This is a genomic window from Streptomyces sp. NPDC040589 (genome assembly GCF_055594445.1).
The window spans coordinates 178,995-201,851 of the sequence record NZ_JBVIWP010000007.1; the positions used below are offsets into that span (position 1 = coordinate 178,995).

A 22,857-nucleotide genomic window follows, 5' to 3' on the forward strand; every position below is an offset into this window, starting at 1 on the left:
AATGACACGCCCCATCCCCGCCACGCACACCCAGCTCGACCAGCTGCTGACCGGACTCGTGGAGCGGGTCGCCGACGTGAACCAGGCCGTGGTGCTCTCCGAGGACGGCCTGGTGGTCAGCAAGTCCACCGGGTTCCTGCGCGACGACGCCGAGCGGCTCGCGGCGACCGCGTCCGGTCTGATGAGCCTGAGCAAGGGCGTCAGCATGGACTTCCGGGGTGGTCCGGTGCGCCAGGCGCTCATCGAGATGGCCAACAGCTATCTGATCCTGACCTCCGCCGGCCCCGGCGCCCATCTGGTCGTGCTGACCGGCCCGGGCGCGGACGTCGGTGTGGTGGCGTACCAGATGAACATGCTGGTGAAGAAGATCGGCGAGCACCTCAGCGCGGCACCGCGGGGCATGGCCGGACCCGTCGTCGACCCAGGCGTGTGAGGTGGGCGAAGGCGACTCGGCGGGCCGGCTCGTACGACCGTTCGCCCTGACCGGTGGCCGGACGCGGCCCAGCCGTGCCGACTTCACGCTCATCGCGACGGTGACCGCGGTCGATCCGGCACCGGCCACCGCGCCACGGTGCCAGCCCGAGCACACCCGGATCCTCCGGCTCTGTGCCGAGCCGGTCGCCGTGGCGGAGCTGGCCGCCCGGCTGGACCTGCCGGTGAGCGTGGTCGTCATCCTGCTCTGCGACCTGCTGGAGGCGGGCCGGATCACCGTCCGCCCGCCGCGCCTCGTTTCCCGAACCACTCCGGACCTGGACCTGCTGCAGAAAGTGAGGGACGGCCTTGGCCGGCTCTGACCCCGTCACAGACGCGTCCTCGGCACCCGACACGGTCAAGATCCTCATCGCCGGGGGCTTCGGCGTGGGCAAGACCACCATGGTCGGGTCGGTCAGCGAGATCGCACCGCTGCGCACCGAGGAACCCCTGACCATGGCCGGTCTGGGCATCGACGATCTCGACGGCATCGAGGAGAAGCGGGCCACCACCGTGGCCCTGGACTTCGGCAGAATCACCATCAGCCGGGAACTGGTGCTGTACCTGTTCGGTACGCCGGGGCAGCAGCGGTTCTGGTTCATGTGGAACGACCTGGCGCTCGGCGCGCTCGGCGCCGTGGTCCTGGTCGACGTCCGCAGACCCGAGTCCAGCTTCGCCGCGATCGACTTCTTCGAACGCCGGGAGATCCCGTTCGTCGTCGGGGTCAACGGCTTCCACGGCAAGCACCCGTATCCGCCCGAGGACATCCGGGACGCGCTCGCGGTGCCGGAGCATGTGCGGGTGCTGCTGTGCGACGCGCGGGACCGGGAGTCGTGCCGGGACGTGCTGATCGCCCTGATCGACCAGTTGATCGCGTCGGCTGTCCAGGCCTAGCGCGTGCCTCTTTGACGGGTTGGTCAGTTGATCGGATGTGTCCATCCGATCAGTGATCAGTGATGTGATGTGGGACCGGATCGAGCCGCTGATGCCGGCCGATCCAGTCGCGTACGGCAGTGGGCCGACCACCGCCGCACGCTCGAGGCCATTGCGTGGAAGTACCGCACCAACTCGCCCTGGCGGGACCTCCCGACGAGCTCGGCTCATTCCAGACCGCTCACAAGCGGCTGATCAGATGGGCCGTCGACGGCACCTGGGAGTTGATCCTCGCCGCCGTCCTGGCTGCGGCGGACGCCGACGATGACATCGACTGGACGGTGCCGGTGGACTCCACGGTCGTCCGGGCCCACCAGCACGCTGCCGGAGCACTCAAAAGGGGGCGGCCTGCTGGTTTCCGAGTTCCGGTGGAAGAGGGCACCCCAGGGGCTCGCGACCCGCCGACAGCTGCGCGCCATGCGCTTACGCCCCGGCGGGCAGGAGCCCGTTGCCCTGATCACCTGCCGACTCGGTCAGCGGTTCGCCTACCTCTAGCGCGTGGACCTGGCCAAACCCGTACGGCCCATGACCCTCGCCAAGGAGCTCGCGCTCGACAAGGCGATGGCCGCCCGGCAGACGACAGACCGCGCTCAGCCCGCTCCAAGGCCGACCGAGACTCGTTGCCCGCGCGTACCACGAAGCGTCTACAGGCCAGAGGGATCGGTGAACGAGATCGGCTTGCCGGTGGCGTGGGCGTATGCGACCTCCCTGCTCGTTGACTCGCCGATATACCCGCCTGGGAAAGCGCCTGAGTTCGCAATTTCTGAGCGCTCGGTGACCCGAACTCGGGCGGGACTTGCGTGAAGGCCAGCCCTCGTCGTCGTCCCTTCATCCAGCAAGCGGGGCGTATGTCGTGGCCGTCGCGGGCCCGATGCCATCCCTGGTTTCCCAGCTGCGGCCGTGCGTCGGCCTCGGTGCGCGGGTTCCCCAGCGTCTGCCCTCGGTACAACAGCATTCGTCGTGAACATCGCAGGCGTCACCGACGAGAGACACGTAGGGGTGTTTCCGAGAGGTCCTGACCTGCCCTGCTTCTCTGTAGATGGTGATCGTTGCCCGATGGGTCAAGCTGGGTACACGGCGGCGATGCGGGGCAGTCGGGCGGCGATGCGTTCGTGGTCGTCGAAGTCGAAGTTCCACTCGGGGTCGAGGTCGGGGTAGCGGATCGTGAAGGTGTCGCGGGGTGGTTCGTTGCCGGTGGCGCTCTGGTAGGCGTTCCAGACGATGGTGAGGATTGCCTCGCCATCGAGGTCTCTGCCCTCGGCGGCGGCCAGTTGGATGGCGGGGAGGTCAGCCAGGCTGTCCGGGTCGTTGATGACCTGTTCGAAGGTGGTGCGGCCCTGGGCGATGTCTCCGGCGGCCCCGAAAGCGGCGCCGACCGGCCGACCACGACCCTCGGCTGACCGCTAGCGCAGTTCCTGTCCCGCCGCCCAGCCCGGAGCGTCGAGGTTGATGGGCGAGTCGCCGACGAATTGGGCGAGCTGCGTTTCCAGCTCGCCGAGTTCGGCGGCGCCCAGACGCACTTCCCAGCGGGCCCGCACCTCGTCGAAGATCGCCGTGCTCTCGGTGATCAGCCCGATCCCGTGATCGGTGATCCGGATGTTCTTGCGGCGGCTGTCGGCGGGGTCGGTCTCGGTGGTGACGTACCCGCGTTCGACGAGCGCGGCGATCGTCTTCGCCGCGGCCTGCTTGGTGATGGCGAGTCTGCGGGCCAAGTCCGAGGCGCTGTCGGAGCCGGCTCGGATGGCCCGGATCGCGTACTCGTGCGACGGCCGGGCGTCGGGGTATCCCCGGGTCGCCAGCTCCCGGACCACTTCGTCCACCAGATTGCGATAACTGCCCAGGAGCAGCAGGGCGAGATCGGCGCCGGATCGTGAGGACATGACCACAGTCTAGATCTCCCCTTGACCTGGACAACCAGGTTGACCAACACTAAAGACAACCTGATTGTCTACCTTGGGAGTCACCGCATGACCAGCTCTTTCGTGACCGCCTCGCCCGCCGTGGCGGGCGTCACGCACCACACCGCCGAGGTCAACGGCACCACGTTGCACTACGTCTCGGCGGGCGACACCGGCTCCCCGATCCTGCTGGTGCACGGGTGGCCGGAGTCATGGTGGGCCTTCCGCGACGTCATCCCGCTGCTCGCCGCCACCCACCGGGTGTTCACCGTCGACCTGCGCGGCTTCGGCGACTCCGGCATCCCCGACGGCGACCACGACTTGGCCACCATGGCGGAGGACCTGCACCGGCTGGTCGCCCACCTCGGCGTCGGGCCCGTGCACGTGACCTGCCAGGACATCAGCGGCGGGCCGGTCTTCGCGTTCGCGGCCACGCACCCCGGCGACGTCCTCAGCTTCACCGGCGTCGAGACCACCCTTCCGGGGTACGGCTGGGAGATGCTGGCCGACGTGAGGAACGGCGGCTCCTGGCACGTGGGATTCCTGGCCGCCCCGGGAATTCCGGAGCTGTTCCTGGCCGGCCGCGAGCGAGTGATGCTCGACTGGGCCGTCTCGGTGATGACGATGGTGCCGGGCGGGGTCACCGAGGCCGACCTCGACGAGTTCGCCCGCACCTACGCGCGGCCGGGCGGCTGGCGCGGCACCGAGGGGCTCTACCGTTCCTCCCTGACCGGCGGCGACCGGATGCGGGCACTGGCCGAGTCGCGGCCGCTGACCGTTCCCGTGCTCGCCGTCGACGGCATCAACGCCCCCTTCACCGAGCGGACGATGCGCCAGGTCGCCGGCGACGTCACCGCGGTCACGATCCCGGACGTCGGGCATTTCGTCGCGCAGGAGGCGCCCGCCGCCTTCGCCACCGCGGTCGGCGACTTCGTCGACCGCGTCGACCGGAGCCGCTGAACGGCCGAGTCCCTGCACCGCCACCCTCCGTGCCCTCTCCGGCCTGCCGCTGACGCGGCCTCGAGCCGGGGCAGCGCCGTTGCCTCCCGGATTCGTGCTTGCGGCCTCCGGCCTGGGGGGCAGGTCATGGACACCACAGTGGCCGAGGTGCCCGCCCGCCGCGCCATGATCGCCGCCAGCGACAAGGTGGTGCTCTTGGCTGACAAGACCAAGTTTCCCGGAACCGGCATGGTGAAGATCTGCGGTCCCGAGGACCTGGACGTGATCGTCACCAATGCAGCCGAAAACGACGCGACCTGTGTAGCCCTGCGGGAAGCCGGTGTAAGGGTGGTGCCGACAGCTTCGGCCACAATCGACGGCTAATACTCCAGCCGTAGATCGTGATCTTCATGTCTGATTCGCGGCTTGTCTCCGGTAATGGCTGGCGCGGGCTCGGTCCTGGTGACGGCGTCGCCAGTCTGACCAACCGAGCCGGTGGGCCACGTCGTGCACATGGTGGGCGACGAGCATCGTGAACAGTCGCTGGATCTCGTTGCAGGTGAGCGGGATCAGCCCGTCCGGGACGGGATGGCGAGTGTGTTCGTCGGCGCGCACGACGGCGAGGAGGCATGGGCGAGCATGGCCAGGGTGACCCAGCGAGACCACGAGGTGAAGCGGCGGAGTTGGTGCTCGTCCAGTCCGGCCAAGCCCTTTCCTGACTGGAAGGTCCCTTCCACCCGCCATCTTGATCCGGCGACGCGCACCAGGGTGGCCAGGGGCACTGGGGCGGGCGGGAAGCAGCGGTAGTAGGCGAGTTCACCGGTGGTGCGGTTGCGGCGGATCAGCAGCTGATGGCTGCCGGGCCGCGCTCCGGCCAGGTCGATGACGGCCCAGTCGTAGAAGCGGTGGCTCTTTAGCGCCGGCCCCTGCCGACAGCTTCTGCCAGGCCCGCTTCGGCACCTTCGCGGCCAGGGCGTCCGCGCGGAACTTCCCCGCACCTGTGGTGACTACAGCCGAGCAGGCGACGGCGAGCACGTAGCCGACCTTGCGCTCTTCCAGTGCGGACCGCAGCTTCGGGTTGCCGCCGTAGACTTCGTCGCCTGCGACCCAGCCCACGCGGTGCCCCGCATCCAGGAACCGGCCGATCATGCGGGCGGCCAGTTCCGGCTTGGTCGCGAAGACGGTCTCCTCGCCCAGCCCGGCGGCCCGGCAGCGGTCCGGATCCGCAGTCCAGGAGCGCGGGATGTACAGCTCACGGTCCACCGCCGCGTGGCCCGCGCCCTCCCGCGTAGACGAGGTAGACGGCGACGTGCGCGTTCTCGATCCTCCCGGCGGTTCCGGTGTACTGGCGCTGGACGGCGACGGTGTGCGTGCCCTTCTTCACGTCCCCGGTCTCGTCGACCACCAGCACCGCATCCTCGTCGTACAGATGCTCCAGTACGTACTCACGCACGTCATCACGCACGCGGTCAGCATCCCACCGGGCCCGGCCGAGCAGGTGCTGCATGCCCTCCGGACTCGCCTCCCCGGCCCACTCGGCGATCGACCAGCAGTTCTTGCGCGGCAGGTCCGACAGCAGCCCCAGCACCAAGTCCCTCACTCGGCGCCGGGGCTCAACCCGCGCGAACCGGCCCGCTATCCGGCCCATCAGGGCCTCGAACGCCTCCTGCCAGCGAGCAGGGTCTACGCTGTGACCTGCGGTCACCGCATGATCTTCAGTCTTCACACACCGATGATCAGCGGTGGCCGCGACCTTCCCGCAGTCGGTCCACCAGCAAGATCAATGTCTACGGCTGGAGTACTAAGAACGGGTCCGGCACAGTTCCTGACGCACGAGTGCGGTCATGGCCTGCTGGGTGTCCTGGCCGCCGTCACTGGTGACGTACACCACGGCGGTCCGGGTCCCGTCTCGGGTGGCGCCGCCCCAGGTGACATAGCCGAGGAGTTCGCCCCTGTGGCCGAAGTAGCTGCCGCCACAGGGCAACGGGATCTCGGCCAGACCGAGTCCATACCTCACGCCCAGCTCGGGCGCGAGCTTGGTGGTTGTCATCTCGTCGAGCTGCGCCGGAGCTAGCAGACGGCCGCCGAGCAGCGCGGCGTAGAACCGGTTCAGGTCGTGCGCGGTGCTGATGATCGAGCCGGAGCCGACGGCCATACTCGAATTGAGCTCTGTGACGTCGATGCCGGTGTCGGTGCCGAACGCGGCGTAGCCCTGGGCGTGCGGGCCCAGGATGAACGGGAAGGCGCCGGGCGTACTGGTGTCCCTCAGGCCCAGCGGGCGGATGATCCGGTCCTTCACCTCCCGTGCCCAACTCCGGCCGGTGACCTTGTGGATGATCATCGCGGCGAGAATGTAGTTGGTGTTGGAGTACGACCAGCCATGGCCCGGGGAGAACTTGGCAGGGTGCCGCATCGCCAGACCCACCAACTCCTCGGGGGTGTACGTGCGGAACCGCTCGGCCCGATAGCCGTCCGCGCTTTTCAACGCGGATATCTCCGGCCCGACATCAGGGATGCCACTGGTGTGCTGCAGCAGCTGCCGCACGGTGATCTGGCTGCCGTCGTTGCCGTTGCCCCGGACCACTCCCGGCAGCCACTGCTCGACGGTGTCTTCCAGGGACATTCGCCCCTCGCCGACGAGTTGCAGCACAACCGTGGCGGTGAAGGTCTTGGTGGCACTGCCGATCCGGAACCTGCCGTCCCGCGGCATCGGCCTCCTTGTGTTCATCGCGGCCGTCCCGGCGTACGCGCTGTCGCGTGCGTCCAGTGACGTCACCTCCGCGTGCACACCGACCGCCCCGGTGTCGTGGATCGCATCCACCTGCCGTTGGAGCGGATCGGCCGGCCGCGGCTTCGCCGCCGCCGTGGGCGCGGTCGATGCGGCGAGGACGGCTGTAGCCAGGCTGGTCAGGACGAGCGTGCCTCGCCGACGCCTTCTTAACCCATGCATGACGACCCCTTCTCTGTTCAGGTTGCGCGCGAGTTCAGGGACCGCTCAGGCTGTGGCCCGCGACTGTGTCGCCCCCGAAGCCGGCGGTCGACGACCATCCCACCAGCGGAGGGGGGATCGCCCCATCCGGCTTTCCCCCTGACGTACCGATGCGCTGTCCTCAGGGCGGTGCCGGGGGGTTACCCCCTTAACGATGCTGAGGCTCCCCCGGCCGGCCTCGACCGGCAAGATCACGATCTACGGCTGGAGTACTAGGTGTTGCGGGACATGAGGTTGTTGACGCCTGAGCAGGTCTTCAACTCGTCGCAGCGCGTGTTGGAAGATTGCGGTGCTCTTGGACGTTGGCTGCATGTATGAAGATCAGCGAGGCTTCCAGAGTCAGCGGCGTGAGTGCGCGATCGTTGCGGCACTACGAGGACGAGGGCTTGATCGTCCCTGGCCGTTTCAGCAACGGGTTCCGTGACTACTGCCAGTCCACCATCGACCGGGTGCTCGTCATCCGCTCGCTGCTGGAGTCCGGGCTGCCCGTGCGGCTGATCAAGGAAGTCCTGCCCAGCCTCACCGACGGATTCGGTGCCAGCACCGATGTGGTGTGCGAGGAGTTCCTCCACGAGGTGCAGAGCCATCGCGATCGGCTCGCTGCCCGCATCGCCGTTCTCAGCGATCAGCAGGCCGCACTCGACGCCTACCTGCGAGAGGCCCGCCGTACTGATCTCTGACGGCCGCTTGACCTTGACGTAAGTGTCAGGCTCCTACGTTCGGTGCATGGAGGTCAACAAGCAGCAGAACACCGTCGTGCAGACCGTACGGGCACTGGTCCAGCACTCGCACCGGGGACCGAAGGACCTGGCTCTCACGACCGATCACCGCCGCCCCACCCCGGGGCCCGGCGAGTACCTGATCCGCGTCGGGGCCGCCGGGGTCAACTTCGCCGATGTCATGCAGACTCACGGCACCTACGGAGGAGGCCCACAGGCTCCCTACGTGGCGGGCTTCGAGGCCGCCGGCGAGATCGTGGCGGTCGGCCCGGACGTCGAGACTCCGCTACAGCTCGGCACCCATGTAGTGGGAGCCGGACCGGGCGCCTTCGCGCAGTACATGACGATGCCGGCCGCGGGTGTGCTTCCCGTGCCGTCCGGCTGGAGTGATGCCGAAGCCCTCGGCCTGGTGCTGAACTGGGCCACCGCCTTGGCGGCACTGAAGCCGCTGGGCGAGATCAAGACGGGTGAGGTAGTCCTCATACATGCCGCGGCCGGCGGCGTCGGGCAGGCCGCCGTCCGCCTCGCCCGCCACTACGGTGCACGCGTGATCGCCACGGCCTCACCGGAGAAGCATCACACTGTCAAAGAGCTCGGCGCCGACGAGGTCCTGGACAGTCGACGCCCCGATCTGGCCGAGGAGATCACCCGCCTGACCGGCGGTGTCGATCTGGTCCTGGAATCAGTGGGACAGGCCACGTTCAAGACCAGCCTGTCCGTCGCCAAACCCTTCACCGGACGCATCGTCGTGTTCGGCGCCGCCTCCGGCGACGCCACCCTCACCACCCACGACCTGGTCTTCACCCACCCGGTCCAAGTCAAGGGTCTGCACATCGGCGCACTGGCGGTCGCGGCCCCGTCCCTCTACCAGTCGTTGCTCGTCGAGATCGAGGCCCTTATCGCCGACGGCGTGTACTCACCCGGTACTCCCCACGTGCATCCCCTGGCCAAGGGGCCGGCAGTGCTGCAGCAACTCGAAGCGGGCCAGACCTGGGGCAAGTTCGCCCTCGATCCCTGGCGCTAGGAACGCCTGTGCTTCATCGGAATGCTCCGCTGTCCCCCCGAAGGGAGACTTCGGCTCGTGCAGCGCTGTCAGAACCGCCCAGGTCGTGGTGAGCGCGCGCGGTGGTGGAGTCGATACTGACCAGGGACAGGTCCACCTCCCCCCGCTTCGCGGCTACCGCGATCAGACCCTCCAGCAGGGCCTCGAAGACGCCGGCGTCACGCCACTGCCGGAAGCGGTTGTGGACGGTCGACCAGGCGCCGAACTCCTGGGGCATCTCCCGCCACTGCCCGCCGGTCTTGAACCGCCAGATCACGCCTTCGAACTGCTGCCGCAGCCGCTCGGGGTACGGGCCGTACGTGCCGATTGGCAGGTACGGCCCGATGAACTCCCAATTCTGGTCCGTCAGTTGCACTCGCGTCACGCAAGAACATCTACCGGTCCGGGTCCCGCCGCGAGGGCGACTCCCGCAGATCGAGAAGCACCGGCGGAAGGTTCCTCTCGCCGGACGGAAGCCGGTTTCAGGACCAGGCGATCTCGCCGTGGCGGGAGAGGAAGCGTCCGGTGCCGGCGCCGGGCTCCTCGGTGGCGAGGGCGACGATCGCGTCCGTGCCCTCGGTGACGGTCTGAGGGCCGTTGTGACCGTTGAGGTCGGTCGCGGTGTAGCCGGGGTCGGCGGCGTTGACGCGGATGTCCTTGAGGCCCTTGGCGTACTGCGTGGTCAGCATCGTCAGGGCCGCCTTCGAGGAGGTGTACAGCGGCGCGACAACGTGCGACTCGGGCCGGGCGGGGTCGTGGGTGAGGGCCAGGGAGCCCATGCCGCTGCTGACGTTGACGATCACAGGGTCGTCCGAGCGGCGCAGCAGCGGCAAGAACGCGGTGGTGGTGCGGACGACGCCGATGACGTTGACGTCGAGGACGGTGCGGGCGTCGGCGGCGGTGAGGTCGCTGGGATCGCCGAGGGGGCCGTGCACACCGGCGTTGTTGATCAGGACGTCGATCCTGCCCTCGTGTTCGGCGACGTTCGCGGCGGCGGCGGCCACGGACGCGTCGTCGGTCACGTCGATGGGGACGTAGCGTGCGCCGAGCGCGGCGGCGGCCTCCTCGCCCTGCTCGCGGTTGCGAGTTCCGACGAGCACGGTGTGCCCACTCTCGATCAGGCGGCGGGCTGTCTCGCGGCCGAGACCCTTGTTGGCTCCGGTGATGAAGGTGATCGTCATGCGTTCGATGCTGGCCCCGACGACGGAGGCGGGCCAGGGACGCTTCGACGGTAGGAAGACCAGTACCACCCTCGCGCCCGCACACACGATCGGGGATGCCGGAGGATGGAGATCATGTCGACGACACCCGGAACCGGACTGGGCGCGATGATCCGCACGTGGCGGGACCGGCTGCCCCCATCGGCCGCCGGGCTGCCGGCGGCCCGCGGGCGCCGGGCGGCCGGGCTGCGGCGCGAAGAACTGGCTGACCTGGCCGGGGTATCGGTCGACTACGTCGTGCGCCTGGAACAGGGGCGGGCCACGACACCCTCCGCGTCGGTGGTGGCGTCCCTGGCGCGCGCCCTGCAACTGTCCACCGCCGAGCGGGACCACCTGTACCGGCTGGCCCAGCTCGTACCGCCCGTGGACGGCGCGATCTCTGACCATCTCCCGCCCGGCGTGCAGCGGGTGCTCACCCGCCTCGGGGACGTGGCGGTTGCCGTGTTCGCGGCGGACTGGCAACTGGTGTGGTGGAACCGTGGATGGGCCGCCCTGCTGGGCGACCCCTCCGCCTCGCCGCCGCGCCTGCGCAACTTCGCCCGCGACAGGTTCCCGGTGAACGCCGGCCCCGCCCACCTCGCGCTGTGGCCGGTGACCGAGGCGGACCGCGACGCCACCGACGCCGCCGTCGTCTCCGACCTGCGCCGCGCCACCGGCCGCTTCCCCCAGGACAACCGCTTGGCCGCGCTGATCCGCGATCTGAACGCGGGCAACAGCAGGTTCGCCGAGCTGTGGGCGAGCGGAGAGGTGGCCGCACACCGCGAGGATCACAAGACGATCGACCACCCGTCAGTGGGCCCGGTCACGGTGGACTGCGACATCCTGGCCGACGGCGACTCCGAGCTCAAGATCGTCATCATGACCGCCGTGCCCGGCAGCGAGGACGAGACCAAGCTCCGGCTCACCGCCATCGCCGGCCCACCGGCCACCACCCACAACTGATCCGACCTACGCAGCGATCGACCGGCTTCATGTGCGCGGCGAGTGCCACACCACGATGCCGACCTCTCGGGAGAGGAACACGGTCGAGCGCCTGATCAACAAGCTCAAGGCATGGCGAGGCATCGCCACCCGGTACGACAAGTCCCCCGGACAGCTACCTCGCTGGCCTCCACCCGCGCGCCTCGATGATCTGGATCAATGACCTCACCCGGACCACTCATTGATCACGACTCGATACGCGCCCTAACCGATCATGTGTTGCGACGATCCCTAGAAACCGCCTTGAGGGGCGGCCGGGGGCCTTTTGCGTTCCGGACCCGTCGACCACCTGATGCGCTCCAGCGCATCAGACCTCGCACACGACACCGCACGTGAATTCTGCACCTTCGTGGAGTGCGGAAACGCAGCCCGCCTTCAGCCGAGATCAGCCATCCTGGCCGTCAGAACGGCTCCCTACCGCCCGGAAGACGATGCCACTGTCCTCCCAGGAGGGGCCGACTTGGGATCACGGCAGTGACCAGTCGTTTGTCATGCTCAAGGAGCCCTCATGGCTGAGCTTGTCCGGCAGCAACACCTTGATGCGGATGTGGGGCATCACGGCTTCGGGCTTCAGGAATCCGATGACGGTGACCTGCCCCTCCCCTTCCCTGACGACTTCAAGCAGGGCCTGTTCCTGAACGACTTCCCGGGGCGTCTCGACATCTACAGTGGCGGCCACACACATACCGCTGCGGTCACCGTAGAGGTCTGGAACGGACAGCCGCCCAAGCAGGATCCTTCCCGGTGGGACGAGCAGGCCGAGGCTCCCTTCGAGTCCACCAGCGGCGAAGTGGCTGTCTGGTCCATGGACTTGGGACGCGCCGACGATGTGATCACGCTTGCCGATTCGGGGGGCTCCTGGCGGGTCCGGGTGAGCTGTGCCGGGCGCAGGGAAGCTGGGGCACTGTCGGAGCAGAAGGGTACGGGCGAAGGCGTGGAGAAGTACCTCGTGCAGTTCTGGCCGGCAACGACCTGAACGAGGGGCGGGGGCGGGGGCACTGACCGGCGCTTTGAGCAGCGCCCCCGGACGCCGGCAGCACCCTTTCCGGAGCCGGAAGCGGCCACGGGGCGAGTCACGCGGTGGAAGACCCGCACCCAGTTCCTCCCCCGGCCGACCTGCTGGACGCCAGCGAGACGTGCCAGGCCCGAGCCATAGGGGGTGTCCGCCCAGTCCGTCCTGCCCGCGAAGCCCGCAACTCTTGCGGCGGGCGAACACCGAGTGCAACCAGTACGCGGGCGTCCGCCCGGCATGCTGAGAGCACGCACCAGACGCCGCAAGACTCGCCCTTCGGGCGGGCAACGCGACGCACCCCTAGGACGAATCCCCGGAGTCGCGCCGCTGTCGGATCGCTTCCCGGACCCGGGCCGGCGAGCCGTGGATGCTCAGAAGTTCTCCTGTGGGAAGGATCGCGGCCTCGCATCCGTCCCTGTGGGCGAAGTGGGCGGGGGACTTCCTGCGGAGCAGTCCTTGGGTGCTCTCCTCGTGGAAGATGCCGTCGCAGAGGGGACAGGAGGTGTAGTAGATCTGCGAGGGTGTCCCATCGCCTCCTCCGCACCCAGAGCCTCGATCGGCACCGCTCATGTCTTCACATCCTTCCTCGTCTCGGCAGACGGGCTGCCTGCGTGTGGCTAGGGGGATTCGGACCTTTGGCTGTGCCAGATCCGGGCCGTCGAGATCCCTTCCGTGCCGGCGGAGACCGCGGCGACACCGGACGCCACCCAGCGGAAGAACGCTTGCCAGAACGTGGCGTCCTCGGGGGGCGCGAGGGCCAGGCAGGCGCCCAGGCCCAGGGTGACGACGCCCAGGTTGTAGGTGTTGGTCGCGCCCCGGGCGGACGTGCGCCACTTCATGAACCCGGCGTGCTGATGCTGTCTGAGGACCGTGTCGGGCGGCCGGTTCGCGGTCCCGAACCAGTCGTCGATGTCGGCGGCGCTGAACAGATGCGCCCGCGCGTTGAAGCTGCGTTGGATCGAGAACACGAACAGCGTGACGCGGACGGTCAATGCCAAGACCGCTGCGTCTGGCCACCGCAGTTTGTCGCCGTCCGCGAGGATGACGCCGATCGCGTTGATCGCGGCGGCGGCCGGCAGGGGAGCCGCGGGCCGGTGTCTAGGGCTCGTTGGAGGGCGGGACGATCCGGGCCCTGAGGTCCGGGTCCGCCATGTCCCGGTCGAAGGGGAACATCGGCCGGTGGATGCGGTGGTGGCCGAGGCGTGTGAGCTCCTGGTCGACGCCGCCCGGTGTGAGGGCCATCTTCCAGTCGGCGGCCATGGCGAAGAGCTCGGGCTCCAGGTACCCGATCTTGACGATGACCACGTCGGCGCCGCGCGGGTCCAGGTCCAGGTTCGTGAAGTCGTGTTCGTGGTGGTACGGCTTGCGCAGCCGGGTGAGGATCACGCGCACGCTCCCGACCCGCAGCACGACCTCCGTCTCGGCGTCCCGGTCGCCGTGCCGGACGGCGTGCACCACACCGGTCAGGGTGAGCGGCCCGGCGTGCCGGTCGTCGACGTCGGCCCCGGCGGTGACGGTGACCGTCGCGCCGACACCCGCCCGCACGGCCGTGTCCACGGCGTCCGGGCCGGGCAGGGACGCGTAGAGGACGGACGGCCCGGCCGGGTCCTTGAACTCGGGGCGGGCCAGCACCTGTTCGAGGCCCCAGGTGACATCGCCGGCGCCGCCCGCCGTGGGGTTGTCGCCGGTGTCGCTGACGAAGTAGGGGCGGGACGGGGAAGCCAGGGCCGCGGCGAGGCACGCGTCGAGGGTGCCGGTGGGGGCGACAAAGGCGAAGTCGTGCCGGGCCGCCCAGAAGCCGAGGGCCAGGCGCTCGGCGCCCGCACCGACGGCGTCCGGCTCGGGGCCGGTGACCACGACCGCGGCCCGGTTGCGCGGTTCGTCCGCCCACGCGTAGCCGACCCAGACCGCGGCGTCCGTCACCCCGTCGGCCGCCGCGACCTCCGCCACGGCCTCGTACAGGCCCTTGGCCGGTTCGATCCGGGTCGAGGTCTGTTCCCCGGCCAGCAGCACGGGCACCGGGATCCACGCCTTGACCGGGCGAGGCGCACCGCTCACGAGGTGCTCGACGAGGTTGCGGGCGGCACGTTCCTTGGTCTCCATGGCGTCCTCGTGCGGGGCCATGCGGTAGCAGGTGATCAGGTCGGTGCGGTGGACGAGGTCGCGGGAGACGTTGCCGTGCAGGTCCATGGAGGTGGAAACGATGACGTCCGGTCCGGTCACCTCGCGGATCCGGGCCAGGAGCACAGCCTCGGCGTCGTCCAGCCCCTCGACCGTCATGGCGCCGTGGATGTCGAACCACAGGCCGTCCAGCGGGCCCAGCGCCCGCAACCGGTCGAGGAGTTCACCGGACAGCTCGGCGAAGGCCGCCGCCGTCACCGTGCCTCCGGGCAGGGCCTTGCCGACGAGGGCGCCGCGCCAGTCGGCGGCGTCCCGGAGCGGCTGTCCCGGGGCGAGGAACGGGTACCGGGTGAGCACATCGGCGCCGCGCCGCGGATGGAAGGCCGGGGCCTCGGTGCGGGCCGGGGAGAAGGTCGACGACTCGATGCCGAGTCCGGCGATCGCGATCACGGGGCGGGACGGTACGGACATGGCTCCTCCGGGATGTCAGGGGTGACGGATGCCGGTGCCTCGGGGGTGACGGATGCCGGTGGCTCAGGGGTGCGGGGTGCCGGTGGCCGTGTGCAGGGCGTGGGCCAGGGCCCGCTGGAGGGCGAACTGGCCCGCGCCGACGAGTCCGGCGTCGGCGCCGAGGCTGGCCCGTTCGATCACCAGGTGCTCGGTCACGAGGGGGTGGCAGCCCTCGTAGAGCTGGCTGCGCACGGCGGCCACGAAGGGCTCCAGGGTGGAGAGGATGCCGCCGAGGTACACGGCGTCGGGGTTGAAGAAGTTGACGTTGGCGGCCAGGACCATGCCGAGGTAGCGCCCGGCCTGCCGGACCGCCCGGGTCGCCTCGGGGTCGGCGTCGGAGGCGAGGCGTACGACGTCCTCAGTGGAGGTGACCTCAAGGCCGCGTTCACGCAGGATCCGTACCAGTGCCGCACCCGAGGCGACGGTCTCAAGACAGCCGGTGTTGCCGCAGGAGCAGGGGATGTCGTGGCCGGCCTCGACGCGGACGTGGGTGATCTCGCCGGCGGCGCCGGAACCGCCCCGGTAGAGCCGCCCGTCGGCGATGACGCCCGCGCCGATGGCCGTACCGCTCTTCACCATGATCGACTGCCGGCGCTCGGGCGGCTGCACGGTGTGTTCGCCGACGGCCATGCAGTTGGCGTCGTTCTCGATGGCCGCCGGGACGCCGAAGTACTCCTCCAGCCAGGCGCGGACCGGGAAGCGGTTCCAGCCGGGCATCCGGGACGGCAGCGTGACGACGCCGGTGGTGACGTCGACCGGACCGGGCAGGGACAGGCCCACGCCCCGGAGCAGGTGCCGGCCGTGCTGCTCGGCGAGCGCGAGGAGGGTCTCGGCCAGCCCGGGCAGTGCGGCCTCGGGACCCTGGTCCGTCGGGAAGGGCACGGTGGAGACGTCGGTGAGTCCGCCGCCGGGCAGGACGACGCCCACATGGGCGTGCCGGCCGCCGAGTTCGGCCGCCACCGCGAACCCGTCGCTGCCGCCCAGCCGCAGCACCTTGCGCGGACGCCCGCCGGTGGAGGACACCGTGCCCTCCTCGGCGACCAGTCCGTGGGACATCAGCTGGCTCACCGTGAACGAGACCGTCGAGGGCGCGGCACCGAGCAGTCGCGCCAGCTCGGTGCGGGTCGACGCCTGCCCGGAGGCGAGGAGTTCGAGGACGCGTCCGCTCAACGGCGCACTTTTTTCAGGCATGGATGAAGTTTCTTCCGTCAGCGGCCGACCGGAGCAGTGAGCGTAGGCCAGTAAAGGCACCTCGCGGCTTTTTCCAGAACAGCAGAAACAGACTTTTTACCAAAGCACGTCTGTTTCTTCGAAGGCAGCAGGCGTTCACTGACTCCACCCCCCGACCCCGGCTTCTGTCCCCGAGGAGAGCCATGTCCCCTGCTCGCACGAGACTGCTCACCGGTGCCGCCCTCGGCGCGGGCACCTTGCTGCTCGCGGGCTGCTCCGGGACGAGCGGCACGTCGTCCGCGTCGTCCCGCGACTCGATCGACTACGCGCTGCCCGCGAACTTCACGCCGAACTGGATCCTGCCGATCGGTACGGCGGCCCATCTGAACACCAACAACATCTCCATCGCGAACACCCTGTGGGAGCCGCTCATCGCCTACGACGGCTCGACCGGCAAGATCGCCTGGAACAAGAAGGGGTCCGTGGCCACGGCCGCCGACTTCGCACCGGACAACAAGAGCGTGCGGATCACGCTGGGCGACCGGCACTGGAGCGACGGCAAGCCCATCACCTCCCACGACGTGAAGTTCTGGTTCGACCTCATCAAGGCCAACAAGAAGGAGTGGGCGGGCTACAACCCGGGCCAGGCGCCCGACAACTGGACGTCCTTCAAGGCGTCCGACGACCGCCACTTCACGATCACCTTCGACAAGGCCTACAACCCGCAGTGGATGCTCGCCAACGAGCTGAACTCCATCACGCCGCTCCCCCAGCACGTCTGGGACAAGGGCGGCGACCCGAAGCAGGTGTGGACCGCCCTCAACAACGCCGCGAAGAACATCGGCGACTACGCGACGAACCCGCTGTGGAAGACCATCAGCGGCCCTTACGCGGTGAAGTCCTTCTCGACGGCCGGCAAGGTCGTCCTCACCGCCAACAAGAAGTACGACGGCGGTGAGGAGGCGAACATCCCGACCGTGAACCTGCTGCCGTTCACCACCGCGGACGCCGAGAAGAACGCGCTGCGCTCCGGCACCGTCGACTACGGCTACATCGAGGCGGGCGACCTCGACCAGAAGGAGAGCTTCACCGCGCGGGGCTACGAGGTGAAGCCGTGGTCCGGCTGGGCGATCACCTACATGCCGTACAACTTCAACAACCCCAGGATGGGCGCGGTGTTCAAGCAGCCGTACGCCCGGCAGGCCGTCCAGCGCTCCATCGACCAGGCGAGCCTCGCGAAGGTCATCTTCAACGGCACCGCGGTGCCGGGCTACGGCCCCGTACCGCAGGGACAGGCCTCCGACTTCGTCTCGCCGGCGCAGAAGAGCAACCCGTACCCGTACTCGACGGACGCCGCGCGCACTCTGCTCACCGAGCACGGCTGGAGCGAGCAGGGCGGTGTGATGACGTGCACCGAACCCGCGAAGTGCGGTGCGGGGGTCGCCAAGGGGACGAAGTTTGAGATGCGGGTGCTGTCGCAGTCCGGCTCGACGGTGACGGACAACATGATGAGCGCGATCCAGTCCTCCCTCGCCAAGACCGGCATCAAGTTCTCCATCAAGACGGCCCCGGTGAACTCGGTGCTGTCGCAGACCCCGCAGTGCAAGGCGGAGCAGCCCGTCTGCTCGTGGCAGCTGTCCTTCTTCGGTACGGCGGGCAGCTGGTACTTCCCGGCGTTCCCGACCGGCGACTCGCTGTTCCAGACCGGCGGCGGCTCGAACTTCGGCAGCTACTCCAACCCGGAGGTGGACAAGCTCATCTCCGCGTCCACGACGTCGAGTTCGAACGAGGCGATCCGGAAGTACAGCGAGGCCCTCGCCAAGGACCTCCCGGTGATCTGGCTGCCGGAGCCCGTCTACCAGATCTCGGTCGTCAGGAAGGGCCTCGGCGGCTTCTCCCAGGACTCCCTCGCCAACTTCCACCCCGCCCAGTGGAAGTGGACCGACTGAGCCATGGAAACCGTCTGGTATCTGACCCGTCGGGTCCTCCAGGCCCTCGTCGTCATCCTCCTCGTCACGGTCGTGGTGTTCTGCCTGCTGCACGCGCTGCCCGGGGGTCCCGCACGCGGGATCCTCGGCCCGCAGGCGACCGCCCAGCAGATCGCCGCGTTCAATCACGAACAGGGGCTGGACCAGCCCCTGCCGATCCAGTACGTCCACTACCTGAACACCCTGCTGCACGGGGACCTCGGGACCTCGTACACGCTCAACGAGGCGGTCTCCCGGCTCATCACCCAGCGTCTGCCGAAGACTCTGGTGCTGACGGTGCTGTCCGCTCTGGTGGGACTGTCGCTGGCGGTGCCTCTGGGCATGTGGCAGGCGGTGCGGCGCAACAAGCCGGTGGACTACGTCGTCACCACGCTGAGCTTCGTCGCGTACTCCACGCCGGTGTACTTCCTGGGGCTGCTGCTGATCCTGCTGTTCACACAGACGCTGAACTGGTTCCCCTCGCAGGCGCCGCAGGGCGACACGCTGGGGCAGGTGTTCGCGGATCCGGTGGGGCTGGTGCTGCCGGTGGTGACGGGGGCGGCGTCGATGGTGGCGGTGTTCAGCCGGTACATGCGGGCTTCGACGCTGGAGAACCTCTCCGAGGACTATGTCCGCACGGCCCGGGCGGGTGGGGCCGGGCAGTACGCGATTGTCTTCCGGCATGTGTTCCGGAATTCGCTGACGCCGGTGATCGCGATGCTCGGGTATTACGTGCCGGTGTTGTTCGGGGGTGCGCTGGTGGTTGAGCAGCTCTTCAACTATCCGGGGATGGGGCTGTTGTTCTGGAGTGCGGCGCAGGCCTCTGACTACCCGGTGTTGCTCGGGTGTGTGCTCGTCATCTCCGTCGCGACGGTGGTGGGGACCTTGCTGGCGGATGTGGTGCAGCGGGTTGTGGATCCTCGGGTGAAGGAGGGACGGGTGTGAGTGGTCGTGTTGTGGGTGCGGGGCGGTGGGGGCTTGTGGCGCCCCGCGGCGGAGCCGCGAACGGAAACAGCCCCGCGCCCCTGAGAAACGCGCGCTTCGCGCGCAACAGGCTTGCTGTGGCTGGGCTTGTCGTTCTTGTGCTCTTCCTTCTGTTCTGTTTCGTCGGGCCGTTGGTGTACTCCACCGATCAGACCCATACGGATCTCTCCCAGGTCAATCTCGCGCCCAGCGGTGCCCATTGGCTCGGTACCGATGCCGTCGGGCACGATCAGCTCGGGCGGCTCATGTACGGCGGGAAGATCTCGTTGCTCGTGGGGCTTGCCGCCGGGTTGCTCGCCACCGTCATCGGCACCCTGTGGGGGGCGGTCGCCGGATACGCGGGCGGCTGGGTGGACGCCGTGATGATGCGGGTCGTGGACGCGGGGATCGCGATCCCGGCGCTGTTCATCCTCCTGGTCGTGTCCGCCATCACCGATCCGGGGCCGCTCGGGCTGGTCGTGATCCTCGGGGTGGTGTCGTGGCTGGTGCCCTCGCGGCTGGTGCGGGCGGAGACGCTGACGCTGAAGAGCCGGGACTACGTGCTGACCCTGCGCGCCATCGGCGGGACGCACGGGCGGGCGATCGGCCGGCACATCCTGCCCAACTCGGTGTCCACGATCGTGGTCGCGGCGACGTTCCAGATCGCCGACGCGATCCTGCTCGTGGCGTATGTGTCGTATCTCGGCCTGGGCGTCCAGCCGCCGGCGACGGACTGGGGCGGCATGCTGTCGGCCGGTCTGACGGCGGCGTACTCCGGGCGCTGGTGGCTGATCGTTCCGCCGGGCCTCGCGATCATTCTCGTCGTGTGCGCGTTCAACGCGATCGGCGACGGGCTGCGCGACGCCTTCGACGTGAAGGGGCGTGCGTGAACATCCTGGAGATCGAGAAGCTGGGCGTGACCTTCACGACCGACACCGGTGACGTGCCCGCCGTGCGGGACGTGTCGCTGCGGGTCCGGCCCGGGGAGACGCTGGCGCTGGTCGGCGAGTCGGGGTCGGGGAAGTCGACGGTGGCGCTGGCCGCGCTGGGACTGCTGCCGGGCAGCGCCCGGGTTTCCGGGAGAGTCGCGGTCGACGGTGCCGAGGTCGTCGGCACGTCCGAGGCCGAACTGGCCCGGATGCGCGGCCGTACCGCCTCGATGGTGTTCCAGGAGCCCGCGACGGCACTGGACCCGTTGACCCGGGTCGGCGCGCAGATCGCCGAGGTGCTCCGCAACCACCGGACGGTGTCGCGTGCCGAGGCCGCCCGGGAGGCGGTGGCGTTGCTGCGCCGGGTGGGTGTTCCGGAGCCGGAGCGGCGGGCCTCGGCGTTTCCGTTCCAGTTGTCGGGCGGGCAGCGGCAGCGGGTCGTCATCGCCATGGCGATCGCCAACTCGCCGGGGCTGCTGGTCGCGGACGAGCCGACCACGGCCCTCGATGTCACCGTGCAGGCCGGGATCCTGGATCTGCTGCGGGGGCTCGCGGCCGACTCGGGCACGGGGGTGCTGCTCGTGACCCACAACATGGGCGTGGTCGCGGACTTCGCCGACCGGGTGGCCGTGATGCTGCGGGGCGAGATCGTGGAGACCGGGACGGTGGAGGAGGTACTGCTGCGGCCTCGGCACGAGTACACCCGGGGGCTGCTGGCGGCGGTACCGCGTCTGGCGGTGAGCGAACCGGAGGCAGGGCCGCCGCCTCCGGAACGGTCCGAGGGCGATCCTGTGGTCGAACTCCGGGACGTCTCCGTACGGTTCGGGCGGGGGCCGCGTGCCGTACAGGCCCTTCAGGGCGTGTCCCTCACCGTCCGTCCCGGGGAGACGGTCGGCCTGGTCGGCGAGTCGGGGTCCGGCAAGTCGACGGCGGCGCGGGTCGCGCTGGGGCTGGTCCGGCCGTCCTCCGGCACGGTGTCGCTGTTCGGCGGCGATCTGCGCCGGGTGCGGGGGCGCCGTCGGCGTTCGCTGCTGGCCGGGGTGGGTGTGGTGCTCCAGGATCCCGTGGCGTCGCTGGACGCGCGGATGAGTGTCGCGGAGTGCGTGGCCGAGCCGCTGCGGGTGCACCGGCGTGGGATGCCGGCGGCCGAGCGGCGGGCGCGGGTCGCCGAGGTGCTCGAACTGGTGCGGTTGCCGGAGGAGTTGGCGGGCCGGGGGCCGCGTGAGCTGTCCGGCGGTCAGCGGCAGCGGGTGAGTCTGGCCCGGGCGCTGGTGCTGCAGCCGCGGCTCCTGGTCGCGGACGAGCCGACCAGTGCGCTCGATGTGAGCGTGCAGCGGACGGTGCTGGAGGTGATCGCCGAATCGCAGCGCGAGCTGGGGTTCGCCTGTCTGTTCGTGTCGCACGATCTGGCCGTGGTGCAGGAGTTCGCCCGGCGGGTGGTGGTGATGCGGGCCGGGCAGGTGGTGGAGCAGGGGCCCACTCTGTCCACCCTCTCGCGCCCGGAGACGGAGTACACACGGCGGCTCATCGCCGCCGTGCCGGTGCCGGATCCGGTGCTGCAGCGACGACGCCGGGCGGCGGCCCTCGGGACGGGGGCCACGGCGTGACCGGCGCTGTCGAGGTCGTCGCCGGTGTCGACATCGGCGGCACGACCACCCAGGTGGTGCTGTGCGGGGCGGATCTCGCAGTCGTGGACCGCGTGGCCGTGCCCACACCGGCGGCCGAGGGCGGCAGGGCGATGACGGACACGGCGCTGGACGCCGTACGGCTGCTCCTCGGCCGTACGCCGGCGCGGCTGCTCGGCGTCGGGGTCGGCGCGGCGGGTGTGGTGGACGCCCGGGCCGGCCGGATCCTCGTGGCCAGCGACTCCTTCCGCGACTGGGCCGGTTTCCCGGTGACGGCGGCGATCCGGGAGGGGCTGGGCGTACCCGCGTACCTGGAGAACGACGTGAACGCGTTCCTGCGCGGCGAGGTCGTCGGGGGCGCCGCCGCGGGTGAGCCGCACGTCCTCGGCATGACGCTCGGCACCGGGGTCGGCGGAGCGCTGTGGCTGGACGGCCGGCTGCACGACGGCCCGAACGGAGCGGCGGGCGAGATCGGCCACGTCCCCGGCTTCGGCGACCTGCGCTGCACCTGCGGGGGCCGCGGCCACCTGGAGACCTTGGCATCGGGGCGCGCGATCGCGGCCAGGTACGCCGAGCGAGTGGCGAAATCAGAGGCCGAGGGCGTCAGTCAGGCCGGGCCACCGGAACGGGCTGAGGAAGCCGGCCGGGGGCAGCTTCCCGGCCGGGGCCCGGAGGCCGACCGGGGCCCGGAGACCGGCCTGGGCTTGGAGACCGGCCTGGGCTTGGAGACCGACCGGGGCTTGGAGACCGACCGGGGCTTGGAGACCGACCGGGGCTTGGAGACCGACCGGGGCTTGGAGACCGACCGGGGCTTGGAGACCGGCCTGGGCCGCGAAATCAACCCGGGCCGGGGAGCCGGCCGGGCCGTGGGCCTCCGCCAGGCCATAGCAGGCGGGCGGGCTGGGGAAGTCCGGCCGGCTCTCTCCGCCCGGGCTGTCGCCGAGCTGGCGGCTCAAGGGGACCAGGATGCCCTGGCCGTGTTCGAGGACGCCGGGGTTGCCGTCGCTCGGGCCGTTCTGGTCACGGCCGGGCTGCTGGATGTGACCGTGTGCGTCGTCGGCGGGGGCGTCAGCCGGGCCTGGCCGCTGCTGGAGCCGCCGCTGCTCGCCGCCCTCGCCGCCGAACCGCCGGTCAGCGGGCATCCGGTGCGCGTACGGCCCGCGCTGCTGGGCGACGACGCCGTGGCGATCGGCGCGGCGGCCCGGGCGCGGGCGGAACTCGGCGTGGTCGTCGGCCGGAGATAGCGGCGGCAGCCCGCACGCGGGAACCCGGCTGCCCTTCAGCCGCCGTCTCACGGATGTGAGTGCCGGACAGAGGTGAACCGGGTCAGGCGTGATCGGAGTGCCGGTCACGCCTGACGGTCGGCCG

General features: G+C 69.8%; 20 protein-coding genes and 6 pseudogenes. 17 read left to right on the top strand and 9 right to left on the bottom strand.

Annotated features, from left to right (window positions below):
- The first annotated feature begins 1 nt into the window (after nucleotide 1).
- The 5 genes and pseudogenes from ACZ58V_RS28935 to ACZ58V_RS28955 all read left to right on the top strand — a co-directional run.
- Nucleotides 2–433, top strand: coding sequence for a roadblock/LC7 domain-containing protein (locus tag ACZ58V_RS28935; protein WP_020271575.1), 432 nt, complete (start codon nucleotides 2–4; stop codon nucleotides 431–433).
- Between the two features lies 1 nt (nucleotide 434).
- Nucleotides 435–794, top strand: a complete 360-nt coding sequence (locus ACZ58V_RS28940; RefSeq protein ID WP_382496154.1) for a DUF742 domain-containing protein — start codon at nucleotides 435–437, stop codon at nucleotides 792–794.
- Nucleotides 781–1,365, top strand: coding sequence for a GTP-binding protein (locus ACZ58V_RS28945; RefSeq protein ID WP_189721573.1), 585 nt, complete (start codon nucleotides 781–783; stop codon nucleotides 1,363–1,365). The genes ACZ58V_RS28940 and ACZ58V_RS28945 overlap by 14 nt, the downstream gene beginning before the upstream one ends.
- A 37-nt stretch (nucleotides 1,366–1,402) precedes the next feature.
- Nucleotides 1,403–1,868 (top strand): annotated as a pseudogene (locus ACZ58V_RS28950) (transposase); the annotation flags it as partial.
- Nucleotides 1,756–1,983: pseudogene (locus ACZ58V_RS28955) on the top strand (RRQRL motif-containing zinc-binding protein); the annotation flags it as partial. The pseudogenes ACZ58V_RS28950 and ACZ58V_RS28955, both read left to right, overlap by 113 nt.
- Nucleotides 1,984–2,465: 482 nt before the next feature.
- Here the strand turns inward: ACZ58V_RS28955 and ACZ58V_RS28960 are convergent.
- Nucleotides 2,466–2,750, bottom strand: coding sequence for a DUF4240 domain-containing protein (locus ACZ58V_RS28960; RefSeq protein WP_471293812.1), 285 nt, complete (start codon nucleotides 2,748–2,750; stop codon nucleotides 2,466–2,468).
- A 57-nt stretch (nucleotides 2,751–2,807) separates the two neighbouring features.
- Nucleotides 2,808–3,284 carry a MarR family winged helix-turn-helix transcriptional regulator gene (locus tag ACZ58V_RS28965; protein WP_471293508.1) on the bottom strand — a complete coding sequence of 159 codons (477 nt, stop codon included), beginning with the start codon at nucleotides 3,282–3,284 and terminating at the stop codon, nucleotides 2,808–2,810.
- 87 nt (nucleotides 3,285–3,371) lie between these two features.
- Between ACZ58V_RS28965 and ACZ58V_RS28970 the strand changes: the two genes are divergently transcribed.
- Both ACZ58V_RS28970 and ACZ58V_RS28975 read left to right on the top strand, forming a co-directional pair.
- A complete protein-coding gene (locus ACZ58V_RS28970) occupies nucleotides 3,372–4,262 on the top strand; it encodes an alpha/beta fold hydrolase (RefSeq protein WP_471293510.1) in 891 nt (296 codons plus the stop codon).
- Nucleotides 4,263–4,364: 102 nt separating this feature from the next.
- Nucleotides 4,365–4,625 (top strand): annotated as a pseudogene (locus ACZ58V_RS28975) (ArsR family transcriptional regulator); the annotation flags it as partial.
- 24 nt (nucleotides 4,626–4,649) lie between these two features.
- Here the strand turns inward: ACZ58V_RS28975 and ACZ58V_RS28980 are convergent.
- Both ACZ58V_RS28980 and ACZ58V_RS28985 read right to left on the bottom strand, forming a co-directional pair.
- A pseudogene (locus ACZ58V_RS28980) lies at nucleotides 4,650–5,889 on the bottom strand (IS701 family transposase).
- Between the two features lie 153 nt (nucleotides 5,890–6,042).
- The gene (locus tag ACZ58V_RS28985; protein ID WP_468191933.1) at nucleotides 6,043–7,191 is read right to left on the bottom strand and encodes a serine hydrolase domain-containing protein; all 1,149 of its coding nucleotides are present in this window, start codon (nucleotides 7,189–7,191) and stop codon (nucleotides 6,043–6,045) included.
- 353 nt (nucleotides 7,192–7,544) lie between these two features.
- On the opposite strand from ACZ58V_RS28985, the gene ACZ58V_RS28990 reads away from it, so the two are divergent.
- Complete coding sequence (locus ACZ58V_RS28990) at nucleotides 7,545–7,910, top strand: MerR family transcriptional regulator (RefSeq protein ID WP_189730077.1); 366 nt, start codon at nucleotides 7,545–7,547, stop codon at nucleotides 7,908–7,910.
- A 46-nt stretch (nucleotides 7,911–7,956) separates the two neighbouring features.
- Entirely contained in the window at nucleotides 7,957–8,973 is a 1,017-nt protein-coding gene (locus ACZ58V_RS28995; protein WP_359895814.1) for an NADPH:quinone oxidoreductase family protein, read from the top strand.
- Between the two features lie 73 nt (nucleotides 8,974–9,046).
- Here ACZ58V_RS28995 and ACZ58V_RS29000 read toward each other — a convergent pair.
- A pseudogene (locus ACZ58V_RS29000) lies at nucleotides 9,047–9,376 on the bottom strand (transposase); the annotation flags it as partial.
- 97 nt (nucleotides 9,377–9,473) lie between these two features.
- Entirely contained in the window at nucleotides 9,474–10,172 is a 699-nt protein-coding gene (locus tag ACZ58V_RS29005) for an SDR family NAD(P)-dependent oxidoreductase (RefSeq protein ID WP_471293514.1), read from the bottom strand.
- A gap of 105 nt (nucleotides 10,173–10,277) precedes the next feature.
- Between ACZ58V_RS29005 and ACZ58V_RS29010 the strand changes: the two genes are divergently transcribed.
- Both ACZ58V_RS29010 and ACZ58V_RS29015 read left to right on the top strand, forming a co-directional pair.
- Nucleotides 10,278–11,153, top strand: coding sequence for a helix-turn-helix transcriptional regulator (locus ACZ58V_RS29010; RefSeq protein ID WP_354733761.1), 876 nt, complete (start codon nucleotides 10,278–10,280; stop codon nucleotides 11,151–11,153).
- A gap of 547 nt (nucleotides 11,154–11,700) precedes the next feature.
- Entirely contained in the window at nucleotides 11,701–12,168 is a 468-nt protein-coding gene (locus ACZ58V_RS29015) for a hypothetical protein (protein WP_468191942.1), read from the top strand.
- A 653-nt stretch (nucleotides 12,169–12,821) separates the two neighbouring features.
- Here the strand turns inward: ACZ58V_RS29015 and ACZ58V_RS29020 are convergent.
- The 3 genes from ACZ58V_RS29020 to ACZ58V_RS29030 form a co-directional block, all read right to left on the bottom strand.
- Nucleotides 12,822–13,202 carry a hypothetical protein gene (locus ACZ58V_RS29020; RefSeq protein ID WP_471293517.1) on the bottom strand — a complete coding sequence of 127 codons (381 nt, stop codon included), beginning with the start codon at nucleotides 13,200–13,202 and terminating at the stop codon, nucleotides 12,822–12,824.
- Nucleotides 13,203–13,302: 100 nt separating this feature from the next.
- Nucleotides 13,303–14,796, bottom strand: a complete 1,494-nt coding sequence (locus ACZ58V_RS29025) for a M81 family metallopeptidase (protein ID WP_471293520.1) — start codon at nucleotides 14,794–14,796, stop codon at nucleotides 13,303–13,305.
- Between the two features lie 63 nt (nucleotides 14,797–14,859).
- A complete protein-coding gene (locus ACZ58V_RS29030; protein ID WP_468191949.1) occupies nucleotides 14,860–16,026 on the bottom strand; it encodes an ROK family transcriptional regulator in 1,167 nt (388 codons plus the stop codon).
- A 182-nt stretch (nucleotides 16,027–16,208) separates the two neighbouring features.
- Between ACZ58V_RS29030 and ACZ58V_RS29035 the strand changes: the two genes are divergently transcribed.
- The 6 genes and pseudogenes from ACZ58V_RS29035 to ACZ58V_RS29060 all read left to right on the top strand — a co-directional run bounded on the left by ACZ58V_RS29035 (nucleotide 16,209) and on the right by ACZ58V_RS29060 (nucleotide 22,733).
- Entirely contained in the window at nucleotides 16,209–17,954 is a 1,746-nt protein-coding gene (locus ACZ58V_RS29035; RefSeq protein ID WP_471293523.1) for a peptide ABC transporter substrate-binding protein, read from the top strand.
- A 3-nt stretch (nucleotides 17,955–17,957) separates the two neighbouring features.
- A complete protein-coding gene (locus tag ACZ58V_RS29040) occupies nucleotides 17,958–18,917 on the top strand; it encodes an ABC transporter permease (RefSeq protein WP_468191955.1) in 960 nt (319 codons plus the stop codon).
- Nucleotides 18,918–18,952: 35 nt separating this feature from the next.
- Entirely contained in the window at nucleotides 18,953–19,825 is an 873-nt protein-coding gene (locus tag ACZ58V_RS29045) for an ABC transporter permease (RefSeq protein WP_468191958.1), read from the top strand.
- Nucleotides 19,822–21,471 (top strand): dipeptide ABC transporter ATP-binding protein, encoded by a 1,650-nt coding sequence (locus ACZ58V_RS29050; protein WP_471293526.1) that lies wholly within the window; start codon nucleotides 19,822–19,824, stop codon nucleotides 21,469–21,471. Before ACZ58V_RS29045 ends, ACZ58V_RS29050 begins: the two co-directional genes overlap by 4 nt.
- A pseudogene (locus ACZ58V_RS29055) lies at nucleotides 21,468–22,103 on the top strand (ROK family protein); the annotation flags it as partial. The gene ACZ58V_RS29050 and the pseudogene ACZ58V_RS29055, both read left to right, overlap by 4 nt.
- A gap of 252 nt (nucleotides 22,104–22,355) precedes the next feature.
- Entirely contained in the window at nucleotides 22,356–22,733 is a 378-nt protein-coding gene (locus ACZ58V_RS29060) for an ROK family protein (RefSeq protein WP_471293814.1), read from the top strand.
- Nucleotides 22,734–22,857 lie beyond the last annotated feature (124 nt).

What these genes read in the sequence shown, in the direction of transcription:
- ACZ58V_RS28935 (WP_020271575.1), top strand. Translation starts at nt 2, where the DNA reads ATGACACGCCCCATCCCCGCCACGCACACCCAGCTCGACCAGCTGCTG.
- ACZ58V_RS28965 (WP_471293508.1), bottom strand. Translation starts at nt 3,284, where the DNA reads ATGTCCTCACGATCCGGCGCCGATCTCGCCCTGCTGCTCCTGGGCAGT.
- ACZ58V_RS28970 (WP_471293510.1), top strand. Translation starts at nt 3,372, where the DNA reads ATGACCAGCTCTTTCGTGACCGCCTCGCCCGCCGTGGCGGGCGTCACG.
- ACZ58V_RS28985 (WP_468191933.1), bottom strand. Translation starts at nt 7,191, where the DNA reads ATGCATGGGTTAAGAAGGCGTCGGCGAGGCACGCTCGTCCTGACCAGC.
- ACZ58V_RS28990 (WP_189730077.1), top strand. Translation starts at nt 7,545, where the DNA reads ATGAAGATCAGCGAGGCTTCCAGAGTCAGCGGCGTGAGTGCGCGATCG.
- ACZ58V_RS28995 (WP_359895814.1), top strand. Translation starts at nt 7,957, where the DNA reads ATGGAGGTCAACAAGCAGCAGAACACCGTCGTGCAGACCGTACGGGCA.
- ACZ58V_RS29005 (WP_471293514.1), bottom strand. Translation starts at nt 10,172, where the DNA reads ATGACGATCACCTTCATCACCGGAGCCAACAAGGGTCTCGGCCGCGAG.
- ACZ58V_RS29010 (WP_354733761.1), top strand. Translation starts at nt 10,278, where the DNA reads ATGGAGATCATGTCGACGACACCCGGAACCGGACTGGGCGCGATGATC.
- ACZ58V_RS29015 (WP_468191942.1), top strand. Translation starts at nt 11,701, where the DNA reads ATGGCTGAGCTTGTCCGGCAGCAACACCTTGATGCGGATGTGGGGCAT.
- ACZ58V_RS29025 (WP_471293520.1), bottom strand. Translation starts at nt 14,796, where the DNA reads ATGTCCGTACCGTCCCGCCCCGTGATCGCGATCGCCGGACTCGGCATC.
- ACZ58V_RS29030 (WP_468191949.1), bottom strand. Translation starts at nt 16,026, where the DNA reads ATGCCTGAAAAAAGTGCGCCGTTGAGCGGACGCGTCCTCGAACTCCTC.
- ACZ58V_RS29035 (WP_471293523.1), top strand. Translation starts at nt 16,209, where the DNA reads ATGTCCCCTGCTCGCACGAGACTGCTCACCGGTGCCGCCCTCGGCGCG.
- ACZ58V_RS29040 (WP_468191955.1), top strand. Translation starts at nt 17,958, where the DNA reads ATGGAAACCGTCTGGTATCTGACCCGTCGGGTCCTCCAGGCCCTCGTC.